This is a genomic window from Kaistella yananensis, from assembly GCF_026107505.2.
GTDB classification, from domain to species: domain Bacteria; phylum Bacteroidota; class Bacteroidia; order Flavobacteriales; family Weeksellaceae; genus Kaistella; species Kaistella yananensis.
Genome location: NZ_JAPCHZ010000005.1, coordinates 251,705 through 274,990 on the forward strand (window position 1 = coordinate 251,705; position 23,286 = coordinate 274,990).

General features: G+C 39.2%; 12 protein-coding genes and 1 tRNA gene. 3 read left to right on the top strand and 10 right to left on the bottom strand.

Annotation, left to right across the window (positions count from 1 at the left end; all coding sequences use genetic code 11):
- Positions 1 to 123: 123 nt before the first annotated feature.
- The 4 genes from pheT to OK344_RS10420 all read right to left on the bottom strand — a co-directional run bounded on the left by pheT (position 124) and on the right by OK344_RS10420 (position 6,540).
- Complete coding sequence (gene pheT / locus OK344_RS10405) at positions 124 to 2,526, bottom strand: phenylalanine--tRNA ligase subunit beta (RefSeq protein WP_265144724.1); 2,403 nt, start codon at positions 2,524 to 2,526, stop codon at positions 124 to 126.
- Between the two features lie 133 nt (positions 2,527 to 2,659).
- On the bottom strand, positions 2,660 to 3,790 hold the full coding sequence (dnaN, locus tag OK344_RS10410) for a DNA polymerase III subunit beta (RefSeq protein ID WP_265144725.1): 1,131 nt from the start codon (positions 3,788 to 3,790) through the stop codon (positions 2,660 to 2,662).
- Positions 3,791 to 3,932: 142 nt separating this feature from the next.
- Positions 3,933 to 4,649, bottom strand: a complete 717-nt coding sequence (locus tag OK344_RS10415; protein ID WP_265144726.1) for a DUF2490 domain-containing protein — start codon at positions 4,647 to 4,649, stop codon at positions 3,933 to 3,935.
- Positions 4,650 to 4,731: 82 nt separating this feature from the next.
- Positions 4,732 to 6,540: a TonB-dependent receptor plug domain-containing protein gene (locus OK344_RS10420; protein ID WP_265144727.1), complete on the bottom strand. Its 1,809-nt coding sequence runs from the start codon at positions 6,538 to 6,540 to the stop codon at positions 4,732 to 4,734.
- Positions 6,541 to 6,859: 319 nt separating this feature from the next.
- On the opposite strand from OK344_RS10420, the gene uvrA reads away from it, so the two are divergent.
- Positions 6,860 to 9,682, top strand: coding sequence for an excinuclease ABC subunit UvrA (gene uvrA / locus OK344_RS10425; protein WP_265144728.1), 2,823 nt, complete (start codon positions 6,860 to 6,862; stop codon positions 9,680 to 9,682).
- 235 nt (positions 9,683 to 9,917) lie between these two features.
- Here the strand turns inward: uvrA and OK344_RS10430 are convergent.
- Both OK344_RS10430 and OK344_RS10435 read right to left on the bottom strand, forming a co-directional pair.
- Positions 9,918 to 9,989, bottom strand: a tRNA-Arg gene (locus tag OK344_RS10430).
- A gap of 70 nt (positions 9,990 to 10,059) precedes the next feature.
- Positions 10,060 to 11,079: a M28 family metallopeptidase gene (locus tag OK344_RS10435; RefSeq protein WP_265144729.1), complete on the bottom strand. Its 1,020-nt coding sequence runs from the start codon at positions 11,077 to 11,079 to the stop codon at positions 10,060 to 10,062.
- A gap of 75 nt (positions 11,080 to 11,154) precedes the next feature.
- Between OK344_RS10435 and OK344_RS10440 the strand changes: the two genes are divergently transcribed.
- Positions 11,155 to 12,288, top strand: a complete 1,134-nt coding sequence (locus tag OK344_RS10440; RefSeq protein WP_265144730.1) for a methionine aminotransferase — start codon at positions 11,155 to 11,157, stop codon at positions 12,286 to 12,288.
- 39 nt (positions 12,289 to 12,327) lie between these two features.
- Here the strand turns inward: OK344_RS10440 and OK344_RS10445 are convergent, their stop codons facing one another.
- The 3 genes from OK344_RS10445 to OK344_RS10455 all read right to left on the bottom strand — a co-directional run bounded on the left by OK344_RS10445 (position 12,328) and on the right by OK344_RS10455 (position 19,570).
- A complete protein-coding gene (locus OK344_RS10445) occupies positions 12,328 to 12,984 on the bottom strand; it encodes a response regulator transcription factor (RefSeq protein ID WP_265144731.1) in 657 nt (218 codons plus the stop codon).
- A gap of 191 nt (positions 12,985 to 13,175) precedes the next feature.
- Positions 13,176 to 17,831 carry a DNA polymerase III subunit alpha gene (gene dnaE, locus OK344_RS10450; RefSeq protein ID WP_265144732.1) on the bottom strand — a complete coding sequence of 1,552 codons (4,656 nt, stop codon included), beginning with the start codon at positions 17,829 to 17,831 and terminating at the stop codon, positions 13,176 to 13,178.
- Between the two features lie 146 nt (positions 17,832 to 17,977).
- The gene (locus OK344_RS10455; RefSeq protein ID WP_265144733.1) at positions 17,978 to 19,570 is read right to left on the bottom strand and encodes a T9SS type A sorting domain-containing protein; all 1,593 of its coding nucleotides are present in this window, start codon (positions 19,568 to 19,570) and stop codon (positions 17,978 to 17,980) included.
- 230 nt (positions 19,571 to 19,800) lie between these two features.
- Between OK344_RS10455 and OK344_RS10460 the strand changes: the two genes are divergently transcribed.
- A complete protein-coding gene (locus OK344_RS10460; protein ID WP_265144734.1) occupies positions 19,801 to 21,873 on the top strand; it encodes an alpha-ketoacid dehydrogenase subunit alpha/beta in 2,073 nt (690 codons plus the stop codon).
- Between the two features lie 45 nt (positions 21,874 to 21,918).
- Here the strand turns inward: OK344_RS10460 and OK344_RS10465 are convergent, their stop codons facing one another.
- Entirely contained in the window at positions 21,919 to 23,265 is a 1,347-nt protein-coding gene (locus OK344_RS10465; protein WP_265144735.1) for an ammonium transporter, read from the bottom strand.
- Positions 23,266 to 23,286: the final 21 nt, after the last annotated feature.

The following is a 23,286-nucleotide window of genomic DNA, read 5'->3' on the forward strand; positions in this document are numbered from 1 at the left end:
TTATTTATTTTATCAAATTTAAGTAAATAATATTTATTTAACCTCTATAAAGAAGAATTATTGTTTCTGAAGCATAAAAAAAGCATCTAAAAAGAGATGCTTTTATCTAATTTTGATAATTCTTTAAGATCTTAATTCTGCTGAGAATTCTTTCTGGAAAGTCTTGATCAGCGAATTCATCACCTCTGTAATATCTTTCTCTTCCAAAGTTTTTTCTTCATTTAAAAGTTCGAAACTCATCGCATAAGATTTCTTGTTTTCCGGAAGATTTTTACCTTCATACACATCAAAAAGATTGATGTTTCTCAGATATTTCGACGGATTTTTCTTCGCTGCTTTGTAAAGTTCGGCGTAAGATATTTCTTTATCAATCAGCAACGCCAAATCTCTTCTTATTTTATTGAATTTTGGAATGTCTACAAATTTCAGATTGCCTTTCGAACGAAGTTCCTGGCAAGTCTCCAACTCTATTTCTGCGTAAAAACACTCCTGACTGATGTCGGCATCTTTCAGCAATTCCGGAGAAACTTTGCCTACTCTGGCAAGAATTCTGCCGTTTGAAGCCAGTTCCAGCGCATCAGAAAATCGCGAATCTTCCAAAGGTTTCTCTTCGATATCAAGATTCAGTTTATCAAAAAGAATTTTTACGTAAGATTTAAGATAATAGAAATCTGTAGCAGATTTTGGCTGTAACCAGTTTTCGGCGGAATTTCTTCCCGAAACCAATATTGCCAGCTGCTTTCTTTCCTCGTATTTTTCTTTTTTATGATAAATCTTGCCCAGTTCAAAGAATTTGATGTCCTGATTTTTTCTTTTGATGTTGTAGTCGGCATTCTCCAGAAGTCCTTCCAATAATGATTTCCTCATAAACGCCAAATCACCGCTCAGTGGATTGAGGAGTTTTACTGCATCGGTTTCGTCTTTAACAGAAGTCAGCGAATTGTTCATTACTTCGTTGAAGCCATTACTCTGTAAAGTTCTCGCCCATGAATTTTCCAAAGCATCCTGATCATCGAAACTAAGTTTTACAGGCGTAAAAGATATCTTCTGCGGAGAATCGATTTTATTATAACCGTAGATTCTCAGAATCTCTTCAATCACATCAATTTCTCTTGTAACATCAGCTCTGTAAGCAGGAACGGAAATCTCCAGACCGTTTTGAATTTCATTTAAAACTTCAATTTCTAATGATTTGAGAATTTCTTTAATTTTTTCTCTGTGCATAATGGTTCCCAAAATCTGATCGACTTTGGAAAATCTTAAAATCACATAGTTATTTTCAATTTTTTCCGGATAATGTTCCAGGAGTACGCCACTTAATTTTCCACCAGCAATTTCTTCAATCATTTTAATGGCATGAGTCATCGCAGTTTGGGTATTGTTGGGATCCACGCCACGTTCGAAACGGAAGGAAGCGTCGGTATTAAGACCATGGAATTTGGCACCTTTCCTAACCGCAACCGGATTAAAATATGCACTTTCCAAAAATATTGTGGTGGTCTTCTCAGAAACTCCCGAATTCTGGCCGCCAAAAACTCCCGCAATGCACATCGGGTTGTTTTCGCCGTCTTTAATCATGATTTCGGAACCATTCAAAGTTCTTTCTACACCGTCTAAAGTGGTGAATTTGGTTCCTTCAGGATTTACTCCAACCTTCACTTTTTTACCGGTAATTTTACCGGCATCAAAGGCGTGCAGTGGCTGGCCGAAACCGTGGAGAATGTAATTTGTAATATCAACAATATTATTAATTGGACTTAACCCTATCGCTTTAAGGCGGTGTTGTAACCACTGCGGCGAGTCGGCAACCTGTACATTTTCGATTACAGCGCCAATATACCTCGGACATAATGCCGAATCCTCAACTTCGAGCTGAAAATCGGTACTTCCTTCAATATCCAATGGTTTTGAGGCTACTTTTGCGAAATCAGCTTTCATTTGATTTGAAGTCAAAAAAGCATTTAAATCTCTTGCAACTCCGTAGTGCGACATTGCATCGGTTCGGTTTGGCGTTAAACCGATTTCATAAACTTCGTCCGTAGCAAGATCGAAGTAATCTGCAAAGTTCTTCCCTACTTCGTATTTTGTTTCATCGAGGATCATAATTCCGCCATGATCATCGCTCAGACCAAGTTCGTCTTCGGCGCAAATCATTCCCTGAGAAACTTCTCCGCGGATTTTTGCTTCTTTTATTTCAAAGGAATTACCGTCTTTTGTATATATTGGCGTTCCTACCACGGCAACCGGAACGGTCTGTCCGGCAGCAACATTTGGTGCACCACAAACAATGTTCAGAATTTTTGCGTTTCCAACATCAACGGTAGTTTTTTTTAGTTTATCAGCATTAGGATGTTGCTCGCAGGTAAGAACTTTACCCACGACAATTCCGGCAAGACTGCCTTTTACGGCTTCATATTTTTCTATCCCTTCTACTTCCAGTCCGATATCGGTAAGATATTCTCCAATTTTATCGGTTTTTAAATCGGTTTTAATATAATCTTTGAGCCAGTTATTCGAAATTTTCATGCGGTAATAATTTGAAATTCAGGGATTGAATTTATCCCCCAATAAGTTTGCAAATATCGTGATTTTGCAGGTTAAAAAAAAATTGAGATCTGAAAAATTTCAAATCTCAATTGATATTGTTTTTATCTTCAACTTACATCCCGATTACCGGCATTGAAAGCATCAGGATATTTTCTTCAGCATCCAAACCATCTACCGGCTCAATGATTCCAGGTCTGTTGGGTTGCGACATTTTCATGGTAATATCATCGGAAACTAATACTGAAAGCATTTCAGTTAAAAATTTCGAACTGAACCCGATGTTGATGTCCTCACCATTATAATCACACGGAATCTGCATATCTGCCTTGTTTGCATACTCTGTATCTTCTGCATGAAGGTGAAGAATATTTCCGGAAAGTTTGAATCTCACCTGATTTGTCGATTTATTCGACATGATGGAAGCCCGGCGGATAGAGCTCAGCAAAAGATTTCTATTGATGGTCAATACATTTGGATTCTCTTTCGGAATTACCGCGGTATAATTCGGGTATTTACCATCGATCAGTCTACAGATCCAGGTATTGTTTCCGAAAGTGAATTTCGCCATGTTCTCGTTGAATTCAATCGTAACATCTTCATTGGAATTCGCAAGAATATTTTTGAAGATTGCCAAAGGTTTTTTTGGCATAATGAATTCTATCGGTTCAGGATTGATTAAATCTGTTCTTTTATACACCACCAAACGGTGAGAATCTGTAGAAACAAAATTGGTTTCGTCTTCTTTAAACTGAAACAGAACGCCAGTCATTACCGGTCTCAGGGAATCGTTGCTTGTTGCAAAAAGAGTGTTGGTAAGAGCTTCGCTTAGAACTCCGGCAGAAATCTTCACACTTTGCGAAGCATCAAATTCCGGCAATTCCGGGTAATCTTCAGCATTATCAAGTGCTACGGCGAAATTGTCTTTTTCATCTAAAATTTCAAGCAGTGACCCGTTTCCGTCTTCGGAATCCTTCACCGATAAAGTTAAAGGCTGCTCACCATAAGTTTTCACGAAATCCTGAAAAATCTTGGCAGGAACAGCGAATTTACCGGTATCATCAGATTTTACTTCCAGTGAAGTTACCAAAGTGGTTTCGCCATCGGAAGCGGTTATTTTAAGATTGTTTTCTTCGATTTCAAACAGGTAATTTTCAAGAATTGGTCTTGACTGGGAACTTGAAATCACTCCACTTACGGTGTTCAATGCTTTCTGTAATTCCCCACTTGCAACAATAAATTTCATTTGGATATATTTATTTTAAAAAAGGACAAATGGAACGCAAGCGTTACATATAAAAAATTATTTTGACAAATATATGAATTTGAAGCAAAAAAAGGAAACAAACTTTGTAATTAAGAAGCAATTCTGTTAAAAGTTATCAACATTAGTCAGCCCCCGGGAATTGATAGTCTTTATCGTCGGAACCGTCAATCGTAATGTTCAGTGCGAGATAGAGAAAGTGCAGATTTTTGTTACCGGACTGGGCAAATTCCCTTTGCCAGAGGTAACCGGTCGCAATCCCGAAATTTTCATCGATCTGGTAGCCAAAACCTCCATAAACCCTGTTTCTTGCAAACAAAGGTTTTTCTGTAGTTACAAAGAAAACTTCGTCGTAAGCATTTGCAAAAACAGTCCCTGGTTTTACCGTATCAGCATTGAGAGGAACTGAAATATTAAGCCTGTACCTGAGCCTGATTCTGTCGGAATGCACGTCTTTCAACGGCTCATAAAACCAGCTTTTTTCGGCTCGGAAACGGTTTTCAAATTTGAATTTGCCAGATTTCAGATCGATCACATCCTGCAGCCAAACCCGGAATTCTTCTTTATCCATCACATGGTTTTTGTAATTTCCGTAGCGCCCAATACCGATAAACGGCTTGTGATTTTTTGTAAGATTATAACCTACTCCTCCTTTAATCTCATAGTAATCGGGATAAGAAAAATCTTCAATCCCGCGCAGTTGGCCTTCAGCATAAAGAAAAAATTTCGGATGAAATTTATAGGTTACCGTTAAGGCATTAAAACTCGAAACATGCTCCTGCTGAGCGTTTGCCGAGAAAGATAAAAGAAAAATAATAATGAAATATACTTTGTTTTTCATCCCGCAAAATTAAAATAATTATCTGAATGTTATTAAAATATAATACAGACTGCCAAATTTCATGCTTCTGAAATTTAAAGCTTTAAAGTACAATTTTGTACGTAAAACCTACATGAAACCAGCGTTTCGGCATCGGAATCCCGAATGTTTCGGTATAATCGGAATTGGTGATATTGTTGATTAAAACGTACAGATTCAAATTCCGGAAATCATAACTTAGTTTTTCATCTAAAGTCTGGTAACTGCCTGTTGTTACCCTTTCATTGTACCGGTAAATGAGCTGACTTGTGAAATGCTTAAGAAAACGATTTTCTAGCTTCCCTACAAACTGATGTTTAAGATTCTCCATCACGTATCTTGAGATCAAATGTTCGGGCTGGCTGTTTTTAGTTTCGAGGAATGTATATCCTAATGAATAAGATTTCACGAACGAATCGAAATGCTGGCCCAGTTCAATCTCAAAACCTTTTGTATCGATTTCGCCGATATTCTCGGCTTTCCAGATGTCATTTGTATTTTGTTTCACCCAGTCGATCGAATTATTTGAATTTCTGAGGAAACCGCTTATTTTTCCTACAAAATTATTTTGCTGATATCGGTAACCCAATTCTGCAGCCAAAGCATGTTCGGGCTTCAAGTCCGGATTTCCTGTTTCGGTCTTGCTTACATAATACAAATCGGTAAAAGTTGGAATCCTGTTGACTTTAGCGATGTTTCCGTAGATTTTATGGTTTTCTGTAATATCAAATCCTACATCCAAACCTGGATAGAAAAAGTTTCCTTCTTCTGCATAATTGGCCCACGAAACTCCGGGAGAAATGTTCAGTTTATTCTGAATGAAAGAAAAATGATGCTCCAGGAAAAGTTGAGTAATAAACCGCTCGCGATGTCCAAGATTGTTGCTTGCCAAAAATTCTTTGCGCAGTTCCACTCCCAAACCAGTATTTCCCAAGCCTGAATAATAGGTTCCGTTGGCTTCAAAACCAATATTGTTCCCAATGTGCATGTTTCTGTAGATTTCGGGTTTGTTGCGGACATATTCGTACATATCCTGCCCTCTTCTCCAGTAGATATTTGAATTTAATTTAAAATTACTGAAATTCTGGTTAAGCCCCAAACTTACAATCGACGCCTGCGTTTCCTCATACTGATCTTTGGCATTTGGTGAAGCATAAAACCCATTCGCCCCAAATTTCTTTTCCTGAATACCGGCCTGGAATTTCAAATTTCCGTTCTGCAGAGCAATTTCGCTCTGGTAATAAATGTTATTGATCTTGTAGTCGGTATTGTAGCGGTAACCTTCCGATGATGAAGTATTCACCTGAATAAAATTGGAAATTTTCGGACTCCCAAAGTTTGCGCCCACTCCTAAAGAATAGGTTCCAAAATCTCCGCCGTTAGCGGAAATAATCACTTTTTCCTCATCGCTTGTCTTTGTAATAATGTTTACAACGCCAGCGTACGCATTTTGCCCGAAACTTCTTGCTGACGGACCTTTTATAACTTCAATCCTTTCTACTGAAGCCAAATCGAACGGAAGATTCATTGAGTTATGTCCGGTTTGCGAATCACTCATCCGGATACCGTTCACTAAGATAAGAACCTGCTCGAAACTGCTGCCACGCAAAGAAATATCTGCCTGAACGCCGTTACCGCCTCTTCGGCGGATATCAAAACCGGTAAACTGAGCCAAAACTTCTTCAACACTTTTGGCTGGCGAGTTTATAATTTGTTCGCGACGGATTACCGTTACGTTTTCATTCACCTTTTTTACGGGAAGCGTAAGAAATTTCCCCTGGATATTTACTTCGTCAATTTCGCTTTCTTTTGATTGGGCAGCAAACTGCAGAATGTTTCCTACGAGCAAAATACTTAAAACTACTTTTTTCACTTTTATTAAATTTTGATATGGTTTAGAATGAAAACAACAATCATAAAAAGAACAGAAAACAGTGCATTTATGATTAGTTACAGTAAAATAAGCGGCAAATATAAATAACAACTCAACAAAAAAAGAACGCAATATTTATGACAAATATTAGTTAGGAAAATCATGATAATTCAATATTTTTCATATATAAATTAACAGATGCACGATGGAAGATGTGCTGATATTTGAATTCTTATTATACAATTAACATGATTTAAGAAAAATGTTCTCAGCATTTTCGGTGAAAAAATCCGTAATTTTGTGAGCTTTAATTTTAGTCATGACCACAACTACAGATATTGATATTAAAAAACAGATTTTCGTAAAAAACGCACATCTGAATAACCTGAAACACATTGATGTTCTGCTTCCTAAAAACAAACTAATTGTAATTACAGGAGTTTCGGGAAGCGGAAAATCGTCGCTTGCTTTCGACACGATTTATGCAGAAGGACAGCGCAGATATGTGGAAAGTTTGAGTTCTTACGCAAGGCAGTTTTTGGGCAAACTCGAAAAGCCAAAAGTTGATGATATTAAAGGTCTTGCACCGTCAATAGCCATTCAGCAAAAAGTTATTTCTTCAAATCCGAGGTCAACCGTAGGTACTTCAACCGAAGTTTATGATTACCTGAAACTTCTTTTTGCCAGAATCGGACGCACGTTTTCACCAGTTTCAGGCGACGAAGTAAAAAAAGATTCTGTAAGCGATGTTATTGATTTCATTCAAAAATCAGAGAATCAAATTTTCCTTTTAAGAAGCCCCCTACATTTTGAGGTTTCTAAGTTTTCAGAGCATCTTAAAACACTGAAAGTATCTGGTTTTACCCGTCTCGAAATCAATGGAAACGTAGCTGGAATTGAAGATTTGGAAAGTTTCGGATTTATTCCGGAAAAAGATATGGAAATCTTTCTCGTGATCGACCGTTTCAGTTATGAAGAAAACGAAAGTTTTTTGCAAAGATTGGCAGATTCTATCCAGATGGCATTCTACGAAGGACATGGATATTGTTCTCTTAAAAACACAGAAAGCGGAAAAGTCACCGAATTTTCAAACAAATTTGAGCTCGACGGTATGGAGTTCATGGAACCGAATGTTCACTTTTTCAGTTTCAATAATCCGTACGGAGCCTGCCCGGAATGCGAAGGTTACGGGAAAGTAATAGGCATTGATGAGGATTTGGTAGTTCCGAATAAAAACTTGTCGGTTTTTGAAGATGCTGTAGCAAGCTGGAAAGGTGAAAGCATGAGCGAATGGAAAAAAGATTTCATTAAAAAAGCGAAAGATTTTCCGGTTCATAAACCTTATTATCAGCTCACAAAAGACCAGAAAAACTATCTCTGGAAAGGCGACAATAGCAGAAACTTCCCATCAATCAACAGTTTCTTCAAAATGCTGGAAGAAAATCTGTACAAAATCCAGTACCGCGTGATGCTGTCCCGATTCCGAGGAAAAACACTTTGCCCGACCTGCGAAGGGTTGCGTCTGCGTGAAGAAACAAAATGGGTAAAAATCGACGGACACAATATACAGTCGATGATCGAGATGCCTCTGGATGAACTTTTACCGCTCATAAAATCACTGAAACTCAGTAAACATGACGCAGAAATTGCAAAAAGACTGCTTTATGAAATTACAACAAGACTCGAATTTCTTGAAAAAGTAGGACTTGGTTATTTAACGCTCAACAGAACTTCGAACACGCTTTCAGGTGGTGAAAGCCAGCGAATTAATTTGGCAACAAGTTTGGGAAGTTCACTTGTGGGTTCCATTTATATTCTCGACGAACCTTCAATTGGACTGCATTCCCGCGACACCGAAAACCTGATTGAAGTACTGAAAAACCTTAGAGATTTAGGAAATACCGTGATTGTGGTAGAACATGATGAAGACGTGATGAAAGCCGCAGATTATATCATCGATATCGGCCCGGAAGCAGGTTATCTTGGCGGCGAACTGGTTTTTGCAGGGAATTTTAAAGAACTTAAAAATTCAGACTCGCTTACCGCGCAATATCTCACCGGAAAACTTGAAATTAAAGTTCCTGAAAAACGCAGAAAAGCCAAAGAATTTATACAAATCAAAGGAGCAAGACAAAATAATTTAAAAAACATTGATGTAGATATTCCGCTGGAAAATCTGGTGGTGATATCAGGGGTCTCCGGTTCCGGCAAATCGACTTTAATGAAAGAAGTTCTTACGAACGAAATTCAGGTTCAGTTGGGAATGGGCGGCAAAAAAGGAGATTACGATTCGGTTGAATTTCCCAAGAAACTCATTAAAAACATTGAACTGATCGACCAAAACCCAATCGGCAAATCATCACGCTCTAATCCTGTGACGTATTTAAAAGCTTATGACGATATCCGGGATTTATTTTCAAAGCAAAAATTGGCAAAAATACAGGGCCTGAAACCGAAACATTTTTCATTCAACGTGGATGGCGGAAGGTGTGATGACTGCAAAGGCGAAGGCGTAATTAACGTATCCATGCAGTTTATGGCTGATATCGAACTGGAATGTGAAACCTGTAAAGGCACGCGCTTCAAAAACGAAATTCTTGAAATTAAATTCGATGAAAAAAACATTTCAGATGTACTGCATATGACCGTAGATGAAGCGCTGGAATTTTTCACCGAAAACAATGAAACGAAAATTGTAGCCAAACTGAAACCGCTTCAGGAAGTAGGTTTGGGATATCTGCAGTTGGGACAAAGCTCCTCTACCCTTTCCGGAGGTGAAGCACAGCGTGTAAAACTCGCATCATTCCTCGTAAAAGGTGTTACAACCGAAAAAACCTTGTTTATTTTTGATGAACCTTCTACGGGCTTACATTTTCATGACATCAACAAGCTGCTTACTTCACTTCAGGCGCTGATTGAGTTGGGACATTCGGTTATCGTTATTGAACATCAGCCGGATATTATTAAATCTGCAGACTTTATTATTGACATTGGTCCGGAAGCTGGAAAATACGGAGGCGAAGTTGTTTTCGCGGGAACTCCTGAAGATTTAGTTAATAATAAGAAGTCTCATACAGGGAAATTTCTATTGGAAAAACTTAAATGGGCGAGTTATCCACAAAAAAATGTGGATAACGTGTGAATTTTAACAGTAAATTTACATTGTGTATCAGAATAATTGCTACATTTACTCTGAAAATAAATTGAAATGAGCGCAATTATCCTTTTCAATACACAGCGAAATACCATTAAATTGATATAAAAATTTAAGAGAAGCATCGTCGGCTTCTCTTTTTTGTTGTTGTCTAACTAAAAAAAATGAGATCCCTATCTATTGAATCCGCTGCTAAACGGCGGATTCTCTTATTTCGGGAAAGTGACTCCACCAAGAATCGAACTTGGATCTAAAGTTTAGGAAACTTCTATTCTATCCGTTGAACTATGGAGCCGGAAATCAAATTTACAAAAACAAAAATCCGCTGCAAAAGCAACGGATCTATTTTTTTAACACAAAAAAAATCACCTGTTATTTTTACCGTCAACCACAATGCGGTCTTTTCGGTTTGCCAGTTCCCAGGCGGTGGCAAAAACCAATTGGGTGCGTTTCTGCAATGCGTCGTAATCTATTTTATCAGCATCATCAGTGGGTTTGTGGTAATCTTCATGAATTCCGTCAAAGAAAAAAGCTACAGGAATATTGTGCTTTGCAAAATTATAATGATCTGATCTGTAATATAATCTTTGCGGATCATTAGGTTCGTCGTATTTGTAATTCAACTCCATTTTAGTAGTTTTATTATTGGCCGCCTCATTAATTTTCTTCAGGTCAGAACTCAACATTTCCGAACCGATCACATACACATAATCTTTACCACAATTCGCGGGATCGCATCTTCCAATCATATCGATATTAAGATTCGTTACTGTATTTGCCAATGGAAAAACCGGATTTTCCGAGTAGTAATCAGATCCCAAAAGCCCATGTTCTTCGCCGGTTACATGTAAAAACAAAACCGAACGTTTCGGGCCATGACCAGCCTTTTTAGCATGCTGAAAAGCTTCAGCAATTTCAATGAGAGCAACTGTACCGCTTCCATCATCATCTGCACCGTTGTAAACAACACCGTTTTGTGTTCCTACATGATCATAATGTGCAGAAATTACAATAATTTCATCTGGTTTTTCGCTGCCTTTTATAAATGCCAGAATATTTTCGGAGTCAGGCAGGCCTTTACCTCTTTTCGCGTTGAGAAATTCTGCAGGCACAGTCTGGTAATAAGAACTCATCGGCGTTGGGTACGGAACGCCCATTTCCTTGTACTGTTTGATGATGTATTCGCCTGCTTTTTTCTGTCCGGCACTTCCCGTGTTGCGACCTTCCATTTCGTCCGAAGCAATTACATAAAGGTTTTTCTTTAAATCATCTTGGGTAATCGTGCGTATAGATTTTTTGAAAGCATTGCCATCATACGTATAATTTACCGTGGCACAACTTGTTAACAAAACTGCCGAAAGCAGCGGAATCAGGATGTTTTTCATAAATTTATTTTGTAAAGTTTAAAAATAGCATTTTTTTTCAGATTAAGTTTCGAAACAATTATGATAAATTTGAGTATGATTAAAAGAAAACATTCAGGAAGTGACCTTACAATTTTCTCGGAAATGTCGGCTTTAGCGCTGAAATATAACGCTGTGAATCTTTCGCAAGGTTTTCCGGATTATGATATTGACGACAGACTGAAAAAACTTCTATGCGAAGGGACCGAGAAAAATTTCAACCAATATGCACCCATGGCAGGCTTGCCAATACTTGTCGAAAATTTATCTGAATTTAATTTGAAACGTAAGATTTCGGTTTCGAAGGAAAATATCACAGTTTCTCCCGGCGCAAGCTACGCAATTTACACAGCCTTGGCGGCCATTCTTGGCCCAGGTGATGAGGTTATCGTACTGGAACCCTGCTACGATTCGTATGTTCCTTCTATAGAAGTTAACGGTGGAATCCCGGTATATGTGAAGCTGAAGGATAATTTTGAAATTGATTTTGATGCACTCAAGCAAGCCATCAGTCTTAAAACCAAAGCGATCATTGTAAATTCACCCCATAATCCTTCCGGAAAAGTCTGGAGAAAAGAAGACTGGGATCAACTCGCAAATCTCATTTCCAATACCGATATTATTTTAATTTCTGATGAAGTGTATGATCTCCTCACTTACGGTGAGCGCAGGTTTTACAGCGCCTTTCAGCATCCTGTTCTCAAGGAAAAATGTTTCAGTATTTTTTCGTTCGGGAAAATGTTTCACATTACCGGCTGGAAAGTAGGTTATGTATTGGCTTCCGAGGAACTTTCGCGGGCTTACCGGCGGGTACATCAGTATTTGAGTTTCAGTGTGAATGCGCCTGCACAATATGCCATCGCCAAATATTTAGAAATTTTCGATGCAGAAGAAAACAGCAAATTCATGCAGCAAAAAAGGGATTTCTTTATCGAATCTTTTAAGGAGCTGCCGTTCACATTTACAGAAAAAGCAGAAGCCGGCTATTTCCAGATTATGAGCTATGGAAACATTTCAGAAAAGCCTGAAAAGGAATTCGCAGTATGGCTTACCGAACAAGCAAAAGTTGCAACAATCCCTATTTCTGCTTTTTATCATGAGCCATCGGATTCGGGAAAAATCCGTTTTTGTTTCGCTAAAAGAGAAGAGACCATTCTAAAAGCGGTAGAGCATTTAAAAGAGTTTTTATGATCTTTATTTTTTAGATTACGTATGATCAGAATTAATTCATTAATTAACAAGATGATTATCCACCGCGAATTTCACGAGCATTGAGGAATTTCTAACGTCAAGTTTGAACATAATTTTCCTGCGGTGCGTTTCTACTGTATGTGTACTGATAAATAGCTTATCCGCAATTTCCTTAGTCCGGAAACCTTCACAAATGAGGTCGAGAACTTCTCTTTCGCGTACGGTAAGTTCTTCGAAAGAACCAATTTTTTTCTCATTTGAATTTTCGAGATTACAGATAAAATTGTAAAGTATATTTTTTATTTCTTCATTTAGAAAGATCCGGCCCGCGATTACTTCATTTAATGCAAGCACGAATTCTGCGGTGTCGGTACTTTTGCTGAGAAAACTTTTAATGCCTCGGTCGAAAAATTTCTTGATGTTTTTAACATCTATATTGGCCGAAAGAATAATAATTTTTAACTGAGCGTTAAGACCCATCAACTTTTCGATCATAGCCAACGCATCATTGGTACTGAATCCTAAAATATTAAGAACGGCAATTTGAGATTCTTCTTTAATTAAATTTTCAAGCTCATCGGCTTCGGTGGTAATGGTGTAACTGTATTTTTCACCAAAGCCATTTTTATCCAACAAACAACCCATCGCCTCAAGATACAGACAGTGATTATCAAAAAGAATAATTTCAGTTTTCATAGAATTTGTGTTTGGTTTTACGAAAATAATGATTTTATTGCTCTCCGATTACCGTAAAATCACCCAAACTTACTAATTATGAGCAAATTAACAACTCATTAACATTTGTTTAAAAAAACAAGACAGCACCGAAGTTCGATACTGTCCTACTCTTTACCTATTAAAAGTGTCTTAAAATCTATTGTGAAATTTTAATTCAGAAATACCTCATATTTCTGCATATCGTGAATTACTTCGATCAGATCTCCGTTAATTTCAATGTGCGCTTTCATTGCCATGAGTTCGATGGTTGATTGGTCTTCGGGATTTTTTACAAAGAAATTAAGCCTCTGTTCACCTTTGTTTTCCGAAAAATTATTTTTGAAAAACTCAATATCTTCTCTGCGAAGATCCTGCAGATTTACCACTATTGTCATTTTTTTAGCAAACTTTTCAAACGCATCTTTCAGATCAATCACATCCGAAATATTTACAAAGACTCTGCCGTCTTTTGCCTGCGAAAATTTAATCTTGAAAATGACAAACCGCTGTACATCGATCCGGTCACGAAGCCTCATATAGTCGCGGTCTCCAAGCCGGAAACCATAACTTCCGCTGTAATCTTCCAGGGTGATGAAAGCAACTTTTTCGCCGCTGTTTTTCCCGTCGCGTACGGTGTATTCGGTGACCAATCCGGCAACCATATACTCGGGTGAATTATTTTTCATGGCCTGTTTCTCCTTCCAGCTCATTTTTTCATCATTGAACAAATCAGGCTGTTGGCTGGCAAACACGCTGTCTTTGAAAGCTTCTATTTCATCCAGATTCAGGAAATTAAAACTGCCTTTTGGTTCTGCTTTTTTTGTGGGTTCCTCCATTAAAACTTCTTCATCTCCGCTTAAAATTTCACCCGGAATATCGATGAGTTCGTCATCCGAATCTGTCGTATCGGCAATATCAACCGGAAGAATAATTTTTTCGAGTTCCGCAACTTCATCTTTCTTGCCTTCGAGGATTTCTTTTTTACCTAAAGCACCCTGAATAAACTGAAACTGGAATTTGTACTCATCAAGCGGATGCGCAGACAGATAAAATCCTATAATTTCCTTTTCTTTGTTGAGTTTATGCATGCTTTGCCATTCCGGTGCAGGATTAATTTTTGGAGGCTCAATTTTCACCTCGTCGGCAAAATCGGCAAAAAGGGAGTTTTCGACTTCATTTTTCGTATCCTGAAAGCTCTGTCCGTAGCGTAGAAGCTTTTCTATATTGGTTTTCCCGGCAATATCGATATCGAAATACTGTGCACGGTGATAGCGATCAACCTCATCAAATGCGCCTGCAACCACCAAACTCTCTGCCACTCTTTTGTTCATTAGTGACGATGGTATTCTTTCAAAAAAGTCATAAATATTTTTGAATCTTTCAGGTTTTCTTGCATTTACAATCGCTTCACTCGGTCCTTCACCAATTCCCTTAATCGCTCCCAACCCGAAACGGATCTGGCCTTTTTCGTTTACCGAGAATTCATACTGCGATTCGTTCACCGAAGGACCCAAAACATCCACGCCAATACTTTTGCAATCCTCCATAAACATGGTGATTTGCTTGGTATTGTTTAGGTTGTTCGTCATTACACTTGCCATATATTCCGCTGGGTAATTGGCTTTCAGATACGCGGTTTGGTAGGCGATCAGCGCATAACAGGTGGAGTGAGATTTATTGAAAGCGTATTCGGCAAATGCCTCCCAGTCTTTCCATATTTTATTCAGTTTATCAACAGCAAGATTATTTTTCTCACCTTCTTCCATAAACTTCGGATACATTTTGTCGAGTGTAGCGCGGTCTTTCTTACCCATCGCTTTTCTTAATGTATCGGCTTCACCTTTGGTAAAATTCGCCAATTTTTGCGACAAAAGCATTACCTGTTCCTGATAAACCGTAATTCCGTAAGTTTCTGCGAGGAATTCTTCGGTTTCCTTTAAATCGTACACCGTTTCTTCCAGCTTATTTTTACGGTTGATGAAATTCGGGATGTACTTTATAGGTCCGGGACGGTAAAGCGCGTTCATGGCAATTAAATCCGCAAACTGAGTAGGTTTCAGTTCGCGCATGTATTTCTGCATTCCGGGACTTTCATACTGAAAAATCCCAATGGTTCTCCCCTCCTGGAACAGCTGATAGGTTTTGAGATCATCCAGGGGAATTTCATCTGGATTAATGTCTAAGCCGTGTCGTTCTTCGATGAGCTTAATGGCATGTTTAATGATGGTTAAAGTACGCAGACCCAGAAAGTCCATTTTGAGCAAACCGGCACTTTCAGCTACCGAGTTATCGAACTGTGAAACTAAAATATCCGGATCTTTCGCTGCAATCGTTATCGGAACAAGATTAGAAATATCTTCAGGAGTAATAATCACACCGCAGGCATGAATTCCCGTATTTCTTATACATCCTTCCATACGCTGTGCTGCAGAAAGCACTCCGAATCTTGAATCCTGTTTGTTCTCCAGAATATCTTTCATTTCCTGGGCGAGAACTTTGTCTTCAGGACTTAATTTATCGAATTTTGCAAAAGCTTTTGCGATATTCATCCCCGGCGTTGAAGGAATCAGTTTTGCAATGTTATTGGTTTCAGGAATTGAAATATCGAGCACTCTTCCGGCATCTTTAATTGCTGATTTCCCGCCTAACACTGAGTAAGTGATAATTTGGGCAACGTTCGTTTTACCGTATTTTTCAACCACCCATTTGATGATTTTGTCGCGTCCTTCATCATCGAAATCGATATCAATATCCGGCATGGAAATCCTTTCAGGATTCAGAAAACGCTCAAATAGCAAATCGTATTTAATGGGATCAACATTGGTGATTCCTGTGCAGTAGGCTACGGCAGATCCTGCAGCAGAACCACGCCCAGGGCCAACCCAAACGCCCATTTTGCGGGCTTCGTTACAAAAATCCTGTACGATAAGGAAATATCCGGGATAGCCGGTGTTGGCAATAACTTCAAGCTCGAAATCCAGCCGCTCCCTTATTTCATCAGTAATTTCGCCATATCTTTTTGCTGCGCCTTCATAAGTTAAATGTCTGAGATAAGCGTTTTCTCCGCGTTTTCCGCCGTCAATTTTATCTTCTTTACTTAAAAATTCCTCAGGAATATCGAACTCGGGAAGGAGAACGTCACGTTTTAAAGTATAGGGTTCAAACTTTGCCAAAAATTCTGAATACGCTTCAAAAGCATCAGGGAACTGGATGAAAGCCAGCTTCAGTTCATCACTGTTTTTAATGTAGAATTCGTTGGACGGAAGCCCGCGTCTTTTGCCAAAACCCTTACCTACAGGCGAAGAAAGCTTCTCCCCATCTTTAATACAGTATAAAATATCCTGAATGTTGGCATCTTCTTTTTCGGTGTAGAATGTTTCATTCTGTGCCAAAATCTTCACATCATATCTCTCAGCAAATTCAAGCAAAACTTCATTTAAATGCTCCTCTTCCTCCACTTCATGATTCTGGATCTGTACGTAAAAATCGTCACCAAAAGTATCTTTCCACCACCGGAATATTTCCTCTCCTTTCTGTTCACCAAATTCAAGAACGGTATTGGGAATATCTCCCAAAGTTCCGGCTGTAAGGGCGATAACATCTTTACGATATTCCGCAATCATCTGCCTTGAAATCCTCGGAACACCAAAATAAAAGCCGTTAACATAACCTAAACTCGAAAGTTTTGCCAGATTTTTATATCCGTTAAAATTTTTCGCAAGTAAAACCACGTTGGTCCTGCGGTCGGGATCATCTTTGGTAAACTGTTTCTGCTCCGGCCGGTCGGAAATATAAAACTCGCAGCCAATTACCGGAATCAGCGGGTCTTTTCTGGGTTCGGTGTCGGTAAATTCCCTGCCTTCTTCCTGGGCTTTTAATTTATTTTCTTCGTATTCTTTATATGTTTTTTTAATGTTTGCATTGGCTTTCTCCACTTCGGAAACAAACTTGAAAGCGCCCATCATATTCCCCAAATCAACCAATCCTACCGCCGAAAAATTATTGAATAAGGCTTTTTTTACAAGATCAGAAATATGCGTTGAAGCCTGCAGTGATGAGTAAATACTGTGGTTATGAAAATTGAAGTAATCGCCGATTTCAATCTCATCAGTATCACCAAAATCAACTTTTTTCTTCTTTGTGGAAGCCGCCACCTGCCTTCTGATAATAATCCCAAATGGCGGGAAAGGATTCGGATGATTGCTGATGAAATCCTGAAGTTCTGAATCGGACATTTTGATTTTTTCCGCCGGAATAACACCAATCCGCATCATTTCGAAGAAAATCTGTGCGGTTGCGTTTACGTCGGCTGCAGCATTGTGTGCTTCATCGAATTTTTCGTTGTAGAGTTTTTCGTAGAGTTCAACTAATTTTGGTGATTTATATCTGCCGTTTTTTCCACCGCCGAGTTTACAGAAATCGGTTCCAAGCTCCATGGTATCTGCAGATGGAATTTTTTCAAGTGTATTTTCAAAATCTTTTCTGTGAAATTCAGCACCTACAATATTATAATCGAAATCAATATTGTGCCCTACAACCACTTCAGTTTTCTTTAAAACTTCCTGAAATTCCGCCAAAACCTCTGCGAGATCACGACCTTCTTCCTTAGCCATTTTAGTAGAAATCCCATGAATCCGGGTAGCGTTGAAAGGAATATCGTATCCTTCAGGTTTAATTACATAATCCTGATTTTCAATAAGATTACCGTTTTTATCATGTAGCTGCCACGCAATCTGAACCATTCTGGGCCAGTTGTCGGAATCAGTGAGTGGTGCGCTGAAATTTTTTGGTAAACCTGTAGTTTCGGTATCGAAAATTAAATACATTATAAAGAAGAATTTTGGTAAAATTAGGGTAAAATATGTTTAGAAAAAAGCTGCTAAAAAATAAAAAATTGATATCAGTTCTTATAAAACAGGTGCAAAAAAAAGCGACAGATAAATCTGCCGCCTTCTATTAATTATTAAAAATCTTATTTTTTAATTGACTTCACTGTTTTTACAGAACCGTCAGCATACTGTAAATTCACGAAATACATTCCTGATTTCAGATGCCCGAGGTTTAGCTCAGCAGCAGGTGCCAAGGTTTTCACAGTTCGGCCTGATGCATCTACGATATTGATTGATTTTACTCCTTTGATATCGGAGATTTTAACTACATCGGTAAATGGATTTGGATAAACAGAAACATTCGACTTATTTAGATCGTCTACCGCAAGGAATTGTTGATAATTGATTGTATAATCTTCTGCTTGTCCGTTACCCATTTGAGCGCAGGCAGATACCAATGAGGTATGAATTGCTGTTCCTGAGAAATTATATTTAACCCTCATTCTTTTCTGTCCATAAGAAGTTCCTGCAGGAATTGCAATATTACCGGTTAATGAAATTGGATTATCAGGCAAATTAACCTTTCTGATCATTGTAGCAGTAGTATTGAAATAAGACTCACCTGCGTCATCAAAATCACCATCGCTGTTCCAGTCAATAAATACCGACATTGCCCAGCCATTTACAGGATTTCCGTTAGTGGTTCCTAATACTGTCAGCGGAAGGGATGTTACATTATCTTTAACTTCAAAAATTGTTGTCGTAAAATCTTCATACGCAGGGAATGCCCCAATTGTTGTTGCTGTAGCATCTGAAGTCTTGGTAGTTCCCGCAAAGTTCATTGATTTTATAGGTGCTACAGCCGTAGGCGCGCTGGAAGTTAACGGACCACAATAGGAAACAACATTATTAGTAGTAAACGTAATTCCTGTACAGCCTACAGCTTCCCCTACCGTATTCCATGGTGTTACTGTTGCGTAATAAGTTGTATTGGGTGCAAGCGCTACATTCTGAGAGGTTCCTGCCACCACACCTCCAAAAACGTCATTTCCACCAGGTGTAGTACCTACCGTAACGATGTAATTTACTGCTGTTGCCACAGCTGGCCAAGTGAAGGTATTGGTTCCTGACGGCAAAACAGCTCCCGATGTTGGATTCGTAAATGTTGTACAAGCAGGAACTGCAGTTACAGACTGTTGAACTATTGATAAATCATCTACAAATACATTCCCCGTGGTTGAGCCAGATGGAACAAACCATGCACCATACCCATAAGATTGCCCGGGCTGCATTTTACCTGCAGGTATTATCCCGGTTTTTTGAGTACATGTGGTAATCGCTGCACTTCCCAAAACTGTGCCCGTGCTAACATATTCGATGTTCCATGCGTTAGAAGCTGCAACATAGGTAAATACTGCTGCGTACAAAGTTCCGGTTACTCCGGCTGCCTTTTTGTAATTAAAACTTATAGCCGCTTCCTGGCCGTTATTGATTTTACCAAATTCTTCTTCAAGAACATCATTTAAAACCATCCATCCGGTTTGTGTAACGGTGCCACCAATAGCCAACTGACCACCTAATGTTCCCGAGCATGCAGCAGCTGCTGCGATTGTTCCACCTCCGAACTGTGCATACTGTCCCACATTAGTGGCTTCTTCAAAATCGCCTACGTAGTTTAGTTGTGCATGAGCACCAACTCCTAAACCAAGTAAGCACGAAAGTAATAATTTTTTCATATGTCGTTATTTTAAAATTGTCTTCCAAATATATAATAAATAAATGAAATTTAGAATAATTTAGTTTTTTGGATTTTCTTTTATCAAATCATAATATTTTCAGCCATTAATAGATCGTGTTTACACCACTTTTGTGAAATAATTGCAGATAGCAGTTTTCTCAGTTATTAATCCAGTTCCCACAAACAGTAGTTTTATTATTCTCATTAAAATTTTTATATTTGTTTTATATGGAAATAGGCACAAAAAAACACGTTTCAGAGGAGATCTTATTAAAAGCCTTTAATCACATGATGCTGGCAAAAGCAATGGCCGACATTTATGAAGAAAATAGGAATATCACCAAGTATGTTCACAGCACCTCACGCGGACACGAAGCCATTCAGTTGGCTACAGCTTACCAGCTAACAAAGGACGACTGGGTTTCACCATACTACCGCGACGAAAGTTTACTGCTTGGAATTGGTTTTGAGCCCTTCCGCTTAATGCTCCAGCTTTTAGCTAAAGCCGATGATCCTTTTTCCGGCGGCCGCTCCTATTATTCACACCCGTCGAGTCGCGAAGAAGATTTACCAAAAATAATTCAACAAAGTTCCGCCACCGGTATGCAGGCGATTCCTACCACCGGAATTGCCCAGGGAATTAAATATATTCAGGAATTCAATCTTAAAACTTATGACCAAAATCCTGTTGTTGTCTGCAGTTTAGGCGACAATTCTGTGACCGAGGGTGAAGTTGCTGAAGCATTTCAGTTTGCGGCCCTGCATCAGCTGCCCGTTATATTTCTTGTTCAGGATAACGAATGGGGAATTTCAGTAACAAAAGAAGAAGCAAGAACTTCAGATGCGTACGATTATGCTGCGGGTTTTGTGGGATTAAACAGAATGCGTGTGGACGGAACCGATTTTATAGAGAGTTTCGAAGCCATGAAAAAAGCCGTCGATTTTGTGCGGTCAGAAAGAAAGCCGATGCTTGTTTGTGCGAAAACTGTTCTCATTGGTCACCACACTTCAGGCGTTCGGCGTGAATTTTACAGAGATGAGGATGATCTGGCAAAACACCGTGCAAAAGATCCGGGAAAGATTTTAAGAAACAGATTAATCGAAGACGGCATCCTCGAAGATCTTCTGAACAAGATTGAAAAAAACGCGAGGACCGAAGCGGAACACGCATTTGAAAAGGCAATTGCAGCTGAAGATCCGAAACCGGAAACTGTTACAGACCACATTTTTGCTCCGACCCCAATTACTGAAGAATCCGGCGAAAGAGAACCAAAAGGACAGGAAAAAATTGTGATGGTAGATGCGGCCATCCATGCCATTCAGGAATTGATGTGGAAACATCCCGAAGCATTGCTTTACGGACAGGATGTAGGTGAAAGAATCGGCGGAGTGTTCCGTGAAGCAGTAACTTTAGGCAAGAAATTCGGTAATAAAAGAGTTTTCAATACCGCGATTCAGGAAGCATATATTATCGGATCCACTGTTGGGATGAGTGCTGTTGGCCTAAAACCTATTGTCGAAGTACAGTTTGCCGACTATATTTATCCCGGAATTAACCAACTCATTACAGAGATTTCAAAATCAAATTATTTATCTAACGGAAAATTTCCGGTGAGCAATATCATCCGCGTTCCCATTGGCGCTTATGGTGGTGGCGGACCTTATCACAGCGGAAGTGTAGAAAGCATTCTCGCAAATATCAAAGGAATCAAAATCGCTTATCCGAGCAACGCTGCAGATTTCAAAGGTTTGCTGAAAGCCGCTTATTATGATCCCAATCCTGTGGTAATGCTGGAACATAAAGGGCTTTACTGGAGCAAAGTTCCGGGAACCGAAGATGCGAAAACCATTGAGCCTGCGGAAGATTACATTTTACCATTCGGCAAATCCAATATCCTTTTAGAAGCCGATAAAACCGAAACCGAAAAAGGCCGAACCATGGTCATTGTCACCTACGGAATGGGCGTTTACTGGGCAAAAGAAGCCGCAGCAAATTTCCCGGGCATAGTAGAAATTATCGACCTGAGAACCTTAATTCCACTCGATGAAAAATTAGTATTCGAAAGGGTAAAAATCCACAGCAAATGCTTGGTTCTTACCGAAGAGCAGCTCAATAATTCTTTTGCTGAAGCTTTTGCACACCGAATTTCCAAAAACTGTTTCAGAAATCTTGATGCTCCGGTAGAAACACTGGGTTCGCTCAATTTACCTGCAGTTCCAATCAACTTAATTCTAGAAAAAGAGATGCTTCCCAATGCGGAAAAGGTTTCTGAGAAAATAAAGGAAATGTTAAGTCATTAAAATATTAAAAGCACCGAGATTGAAACGGTGCTTTTTTCATTAAAATTAAAAACAATTGGATTCATCGTGCTGAGAAAGATCAAGTCCGAGGCGCTCTGATTCTTCCGAAACCCGTAGTGGAATGATGAAATTGGTAATTTTGTAAAGCAGCATGGCTCCAAAAAATGTAAACGCCGAAACCAGAACCAAAGCCAGCATGTGATGCCCAAAAACCGACCAGCCGCCATGCAACAAACTTGCATTTTCGCCATGCGCAAAAATTGCTGTAAGAATCATTCCCATAATTCCTCCTACGCCATGACAGGCAAAGACATCCAAAGTGTCGTCTATTTCTTTGAGTTTCTTCCAGTGCATCATTGAATTAGAAACAATCGCAGAGACAAACCCGATGAACAGACTTTCAGCAATTGTTACAAATCCCGCAGCTGGGGTAATTGCTACCAAACCGACAACCGCACCGATGGAGGCGCCTAAGGCAGAAACTTTTCGTCCATTAATTCGATCGAAAAATATCCAGGTGATCATTGCGGAAGCCGATGCTATCGTAGTAGTACCAAAAGCCATCGCTGCCGTTGCATTAGCCGCCAATGCAGAACCGGCGTTGAAACCAAACCATCCGAACCAAAGCATTCCGGTTCCTAATAAAACAAATGGGATATTAGAAGGTTGATGATGTGGATTTTTTCTTCGTCCCAAAACAATTGCGCCGGCAAGTGCTGCGAAACCTGCACTCATGTGAACTACCGTTCCTCCGGCGAAATCTTTTACTCCGAAAAATTTATTCAGCAAACCTTCCGGATGCCAAACCATGTGGCAAAGTGGCGTATATATAAACAAACTGAAGAGCACCATAAATAATAGATAGGAAATAAAACGAACCCTTTCAGCAAACGAACCAGTGATTAAAGCGGGCGTAATTACCGCAAATTTCATTTGAAACAATGCGAACAAAATAAAAGGAATTGTGGGCGCCATTAGATGATGCGGAAGTGTACCTACCCCAGAGAAGAAAGGGTAACTCAATGGATTACCGATGATTCCGTAATGAATGCCATGGAAAGTGAAACCTAAACTCTCACCAAAGGAAAGACTGAAACCAACAACCACCCAAAGAATGGAAATTACACCCAGTGCAATAAAACTCTGCAACATCGTGGAAATCACGTTTTTGCTACCCACCATTCCGCCATAGAAAAACGAAAGGCCGGGAGTCATCAACAAAACCAAACCAGCTGCGGCTAAAATCCAGGCAACATCAGCGCCTACGATTTGGTCTTCGCTGAGGAATTCGCCGGAGTTTGGGACAGGAATTTCAGTTTTCCAGAATAATGCCGCGATTGAAATCATTGTAATTACAACAAAAGAAGCAATCCATCTTTTCTCAATTTTCATAGTTTTTTATTTTTACCCCTG

What these genes read in the sequence shown, in the direction of transcription:
- pheT (WP_265144724.1), bottom strand. Translation starts at nt 2,526, where the DNA reads ATGAAAATTTCGAATAACTGGCTCAAAGATTATATTAAAACCGATTTA.
- dnaN (WP_265144725.1), bottom strand. Translation starts at nt 3,790, where the DNA reads ATGAAATTTATTGTTGCAAGTGGGGAATTACAGAAAGCATTGAACACC.
- OK344_RS10415 (WP_265144726.1), bottom strand. Translation starts at nt 4,649, where the DNA reads ATGAAAAACAAAGTATATTTCATTATTATTTTTCTTTTATCTTTCTCG.
- uvrA (WP_265144728.1), top strand. Translation starts at nt 6,860, where the DNA reads ATGACCACAACTACAGATATTGATATTAAAAAACAGATTTTCGTAAAA.
- OK344_RS10435 (WP_265144729.1), bottom strand. Translation starts at nt 11,079, where the DNA reads ATGAAAAACATCCTGATTCCGCTGCTTTCGGCAGTTTTGTTAACAAGT.
- OK344_RS10440 (WP_265144730.1), top strand. Translation starts at nt 11,155, where the DNA reads ATGATTAAAAGAAAACATTCAGGAAGTGACCTTACAATTTTCTCGGAA.
- OK344_RS10445 (WP_265144731.1), bottom strand. Translation starts at nt 12,984, where the DNA reads ATGAAAACTGAAATTATTCTTTTTGATAATCACTGTCTGTATCTTGAG.
- dnaE (WP_265144732.1), bottom strand. Translation starts at nt 17,831, where the DNA reads ATGTATTTAATTTTCGATACCGAAACTACAGGTTTACCAAAAAATTTC.
- OK344_RS10455 (WP_265144733.1), bottom strand. Translation starts at nt 19,570, where the DNA reads ATGAAAAAATTATTACTTTCGTGCTTACTTGGTTTAGGAGTTGGTGCT.
- OK344_RS10460 (WP_265144734.1), top strand. Translation starts at nt 19,801, where the DNA reads ATGGAAATAGGCACAAAAAAACACGTTTCAGAGGAGATCTTATTAAAA.
- OK344_RS10465 (WP_265144735.1), bottom strand. Translation starts at nt 23,265, where the DNA reads ATGAAAATTGAGAAAAGATGGATTGCTTCTTTTGTTGTAATTACAATG.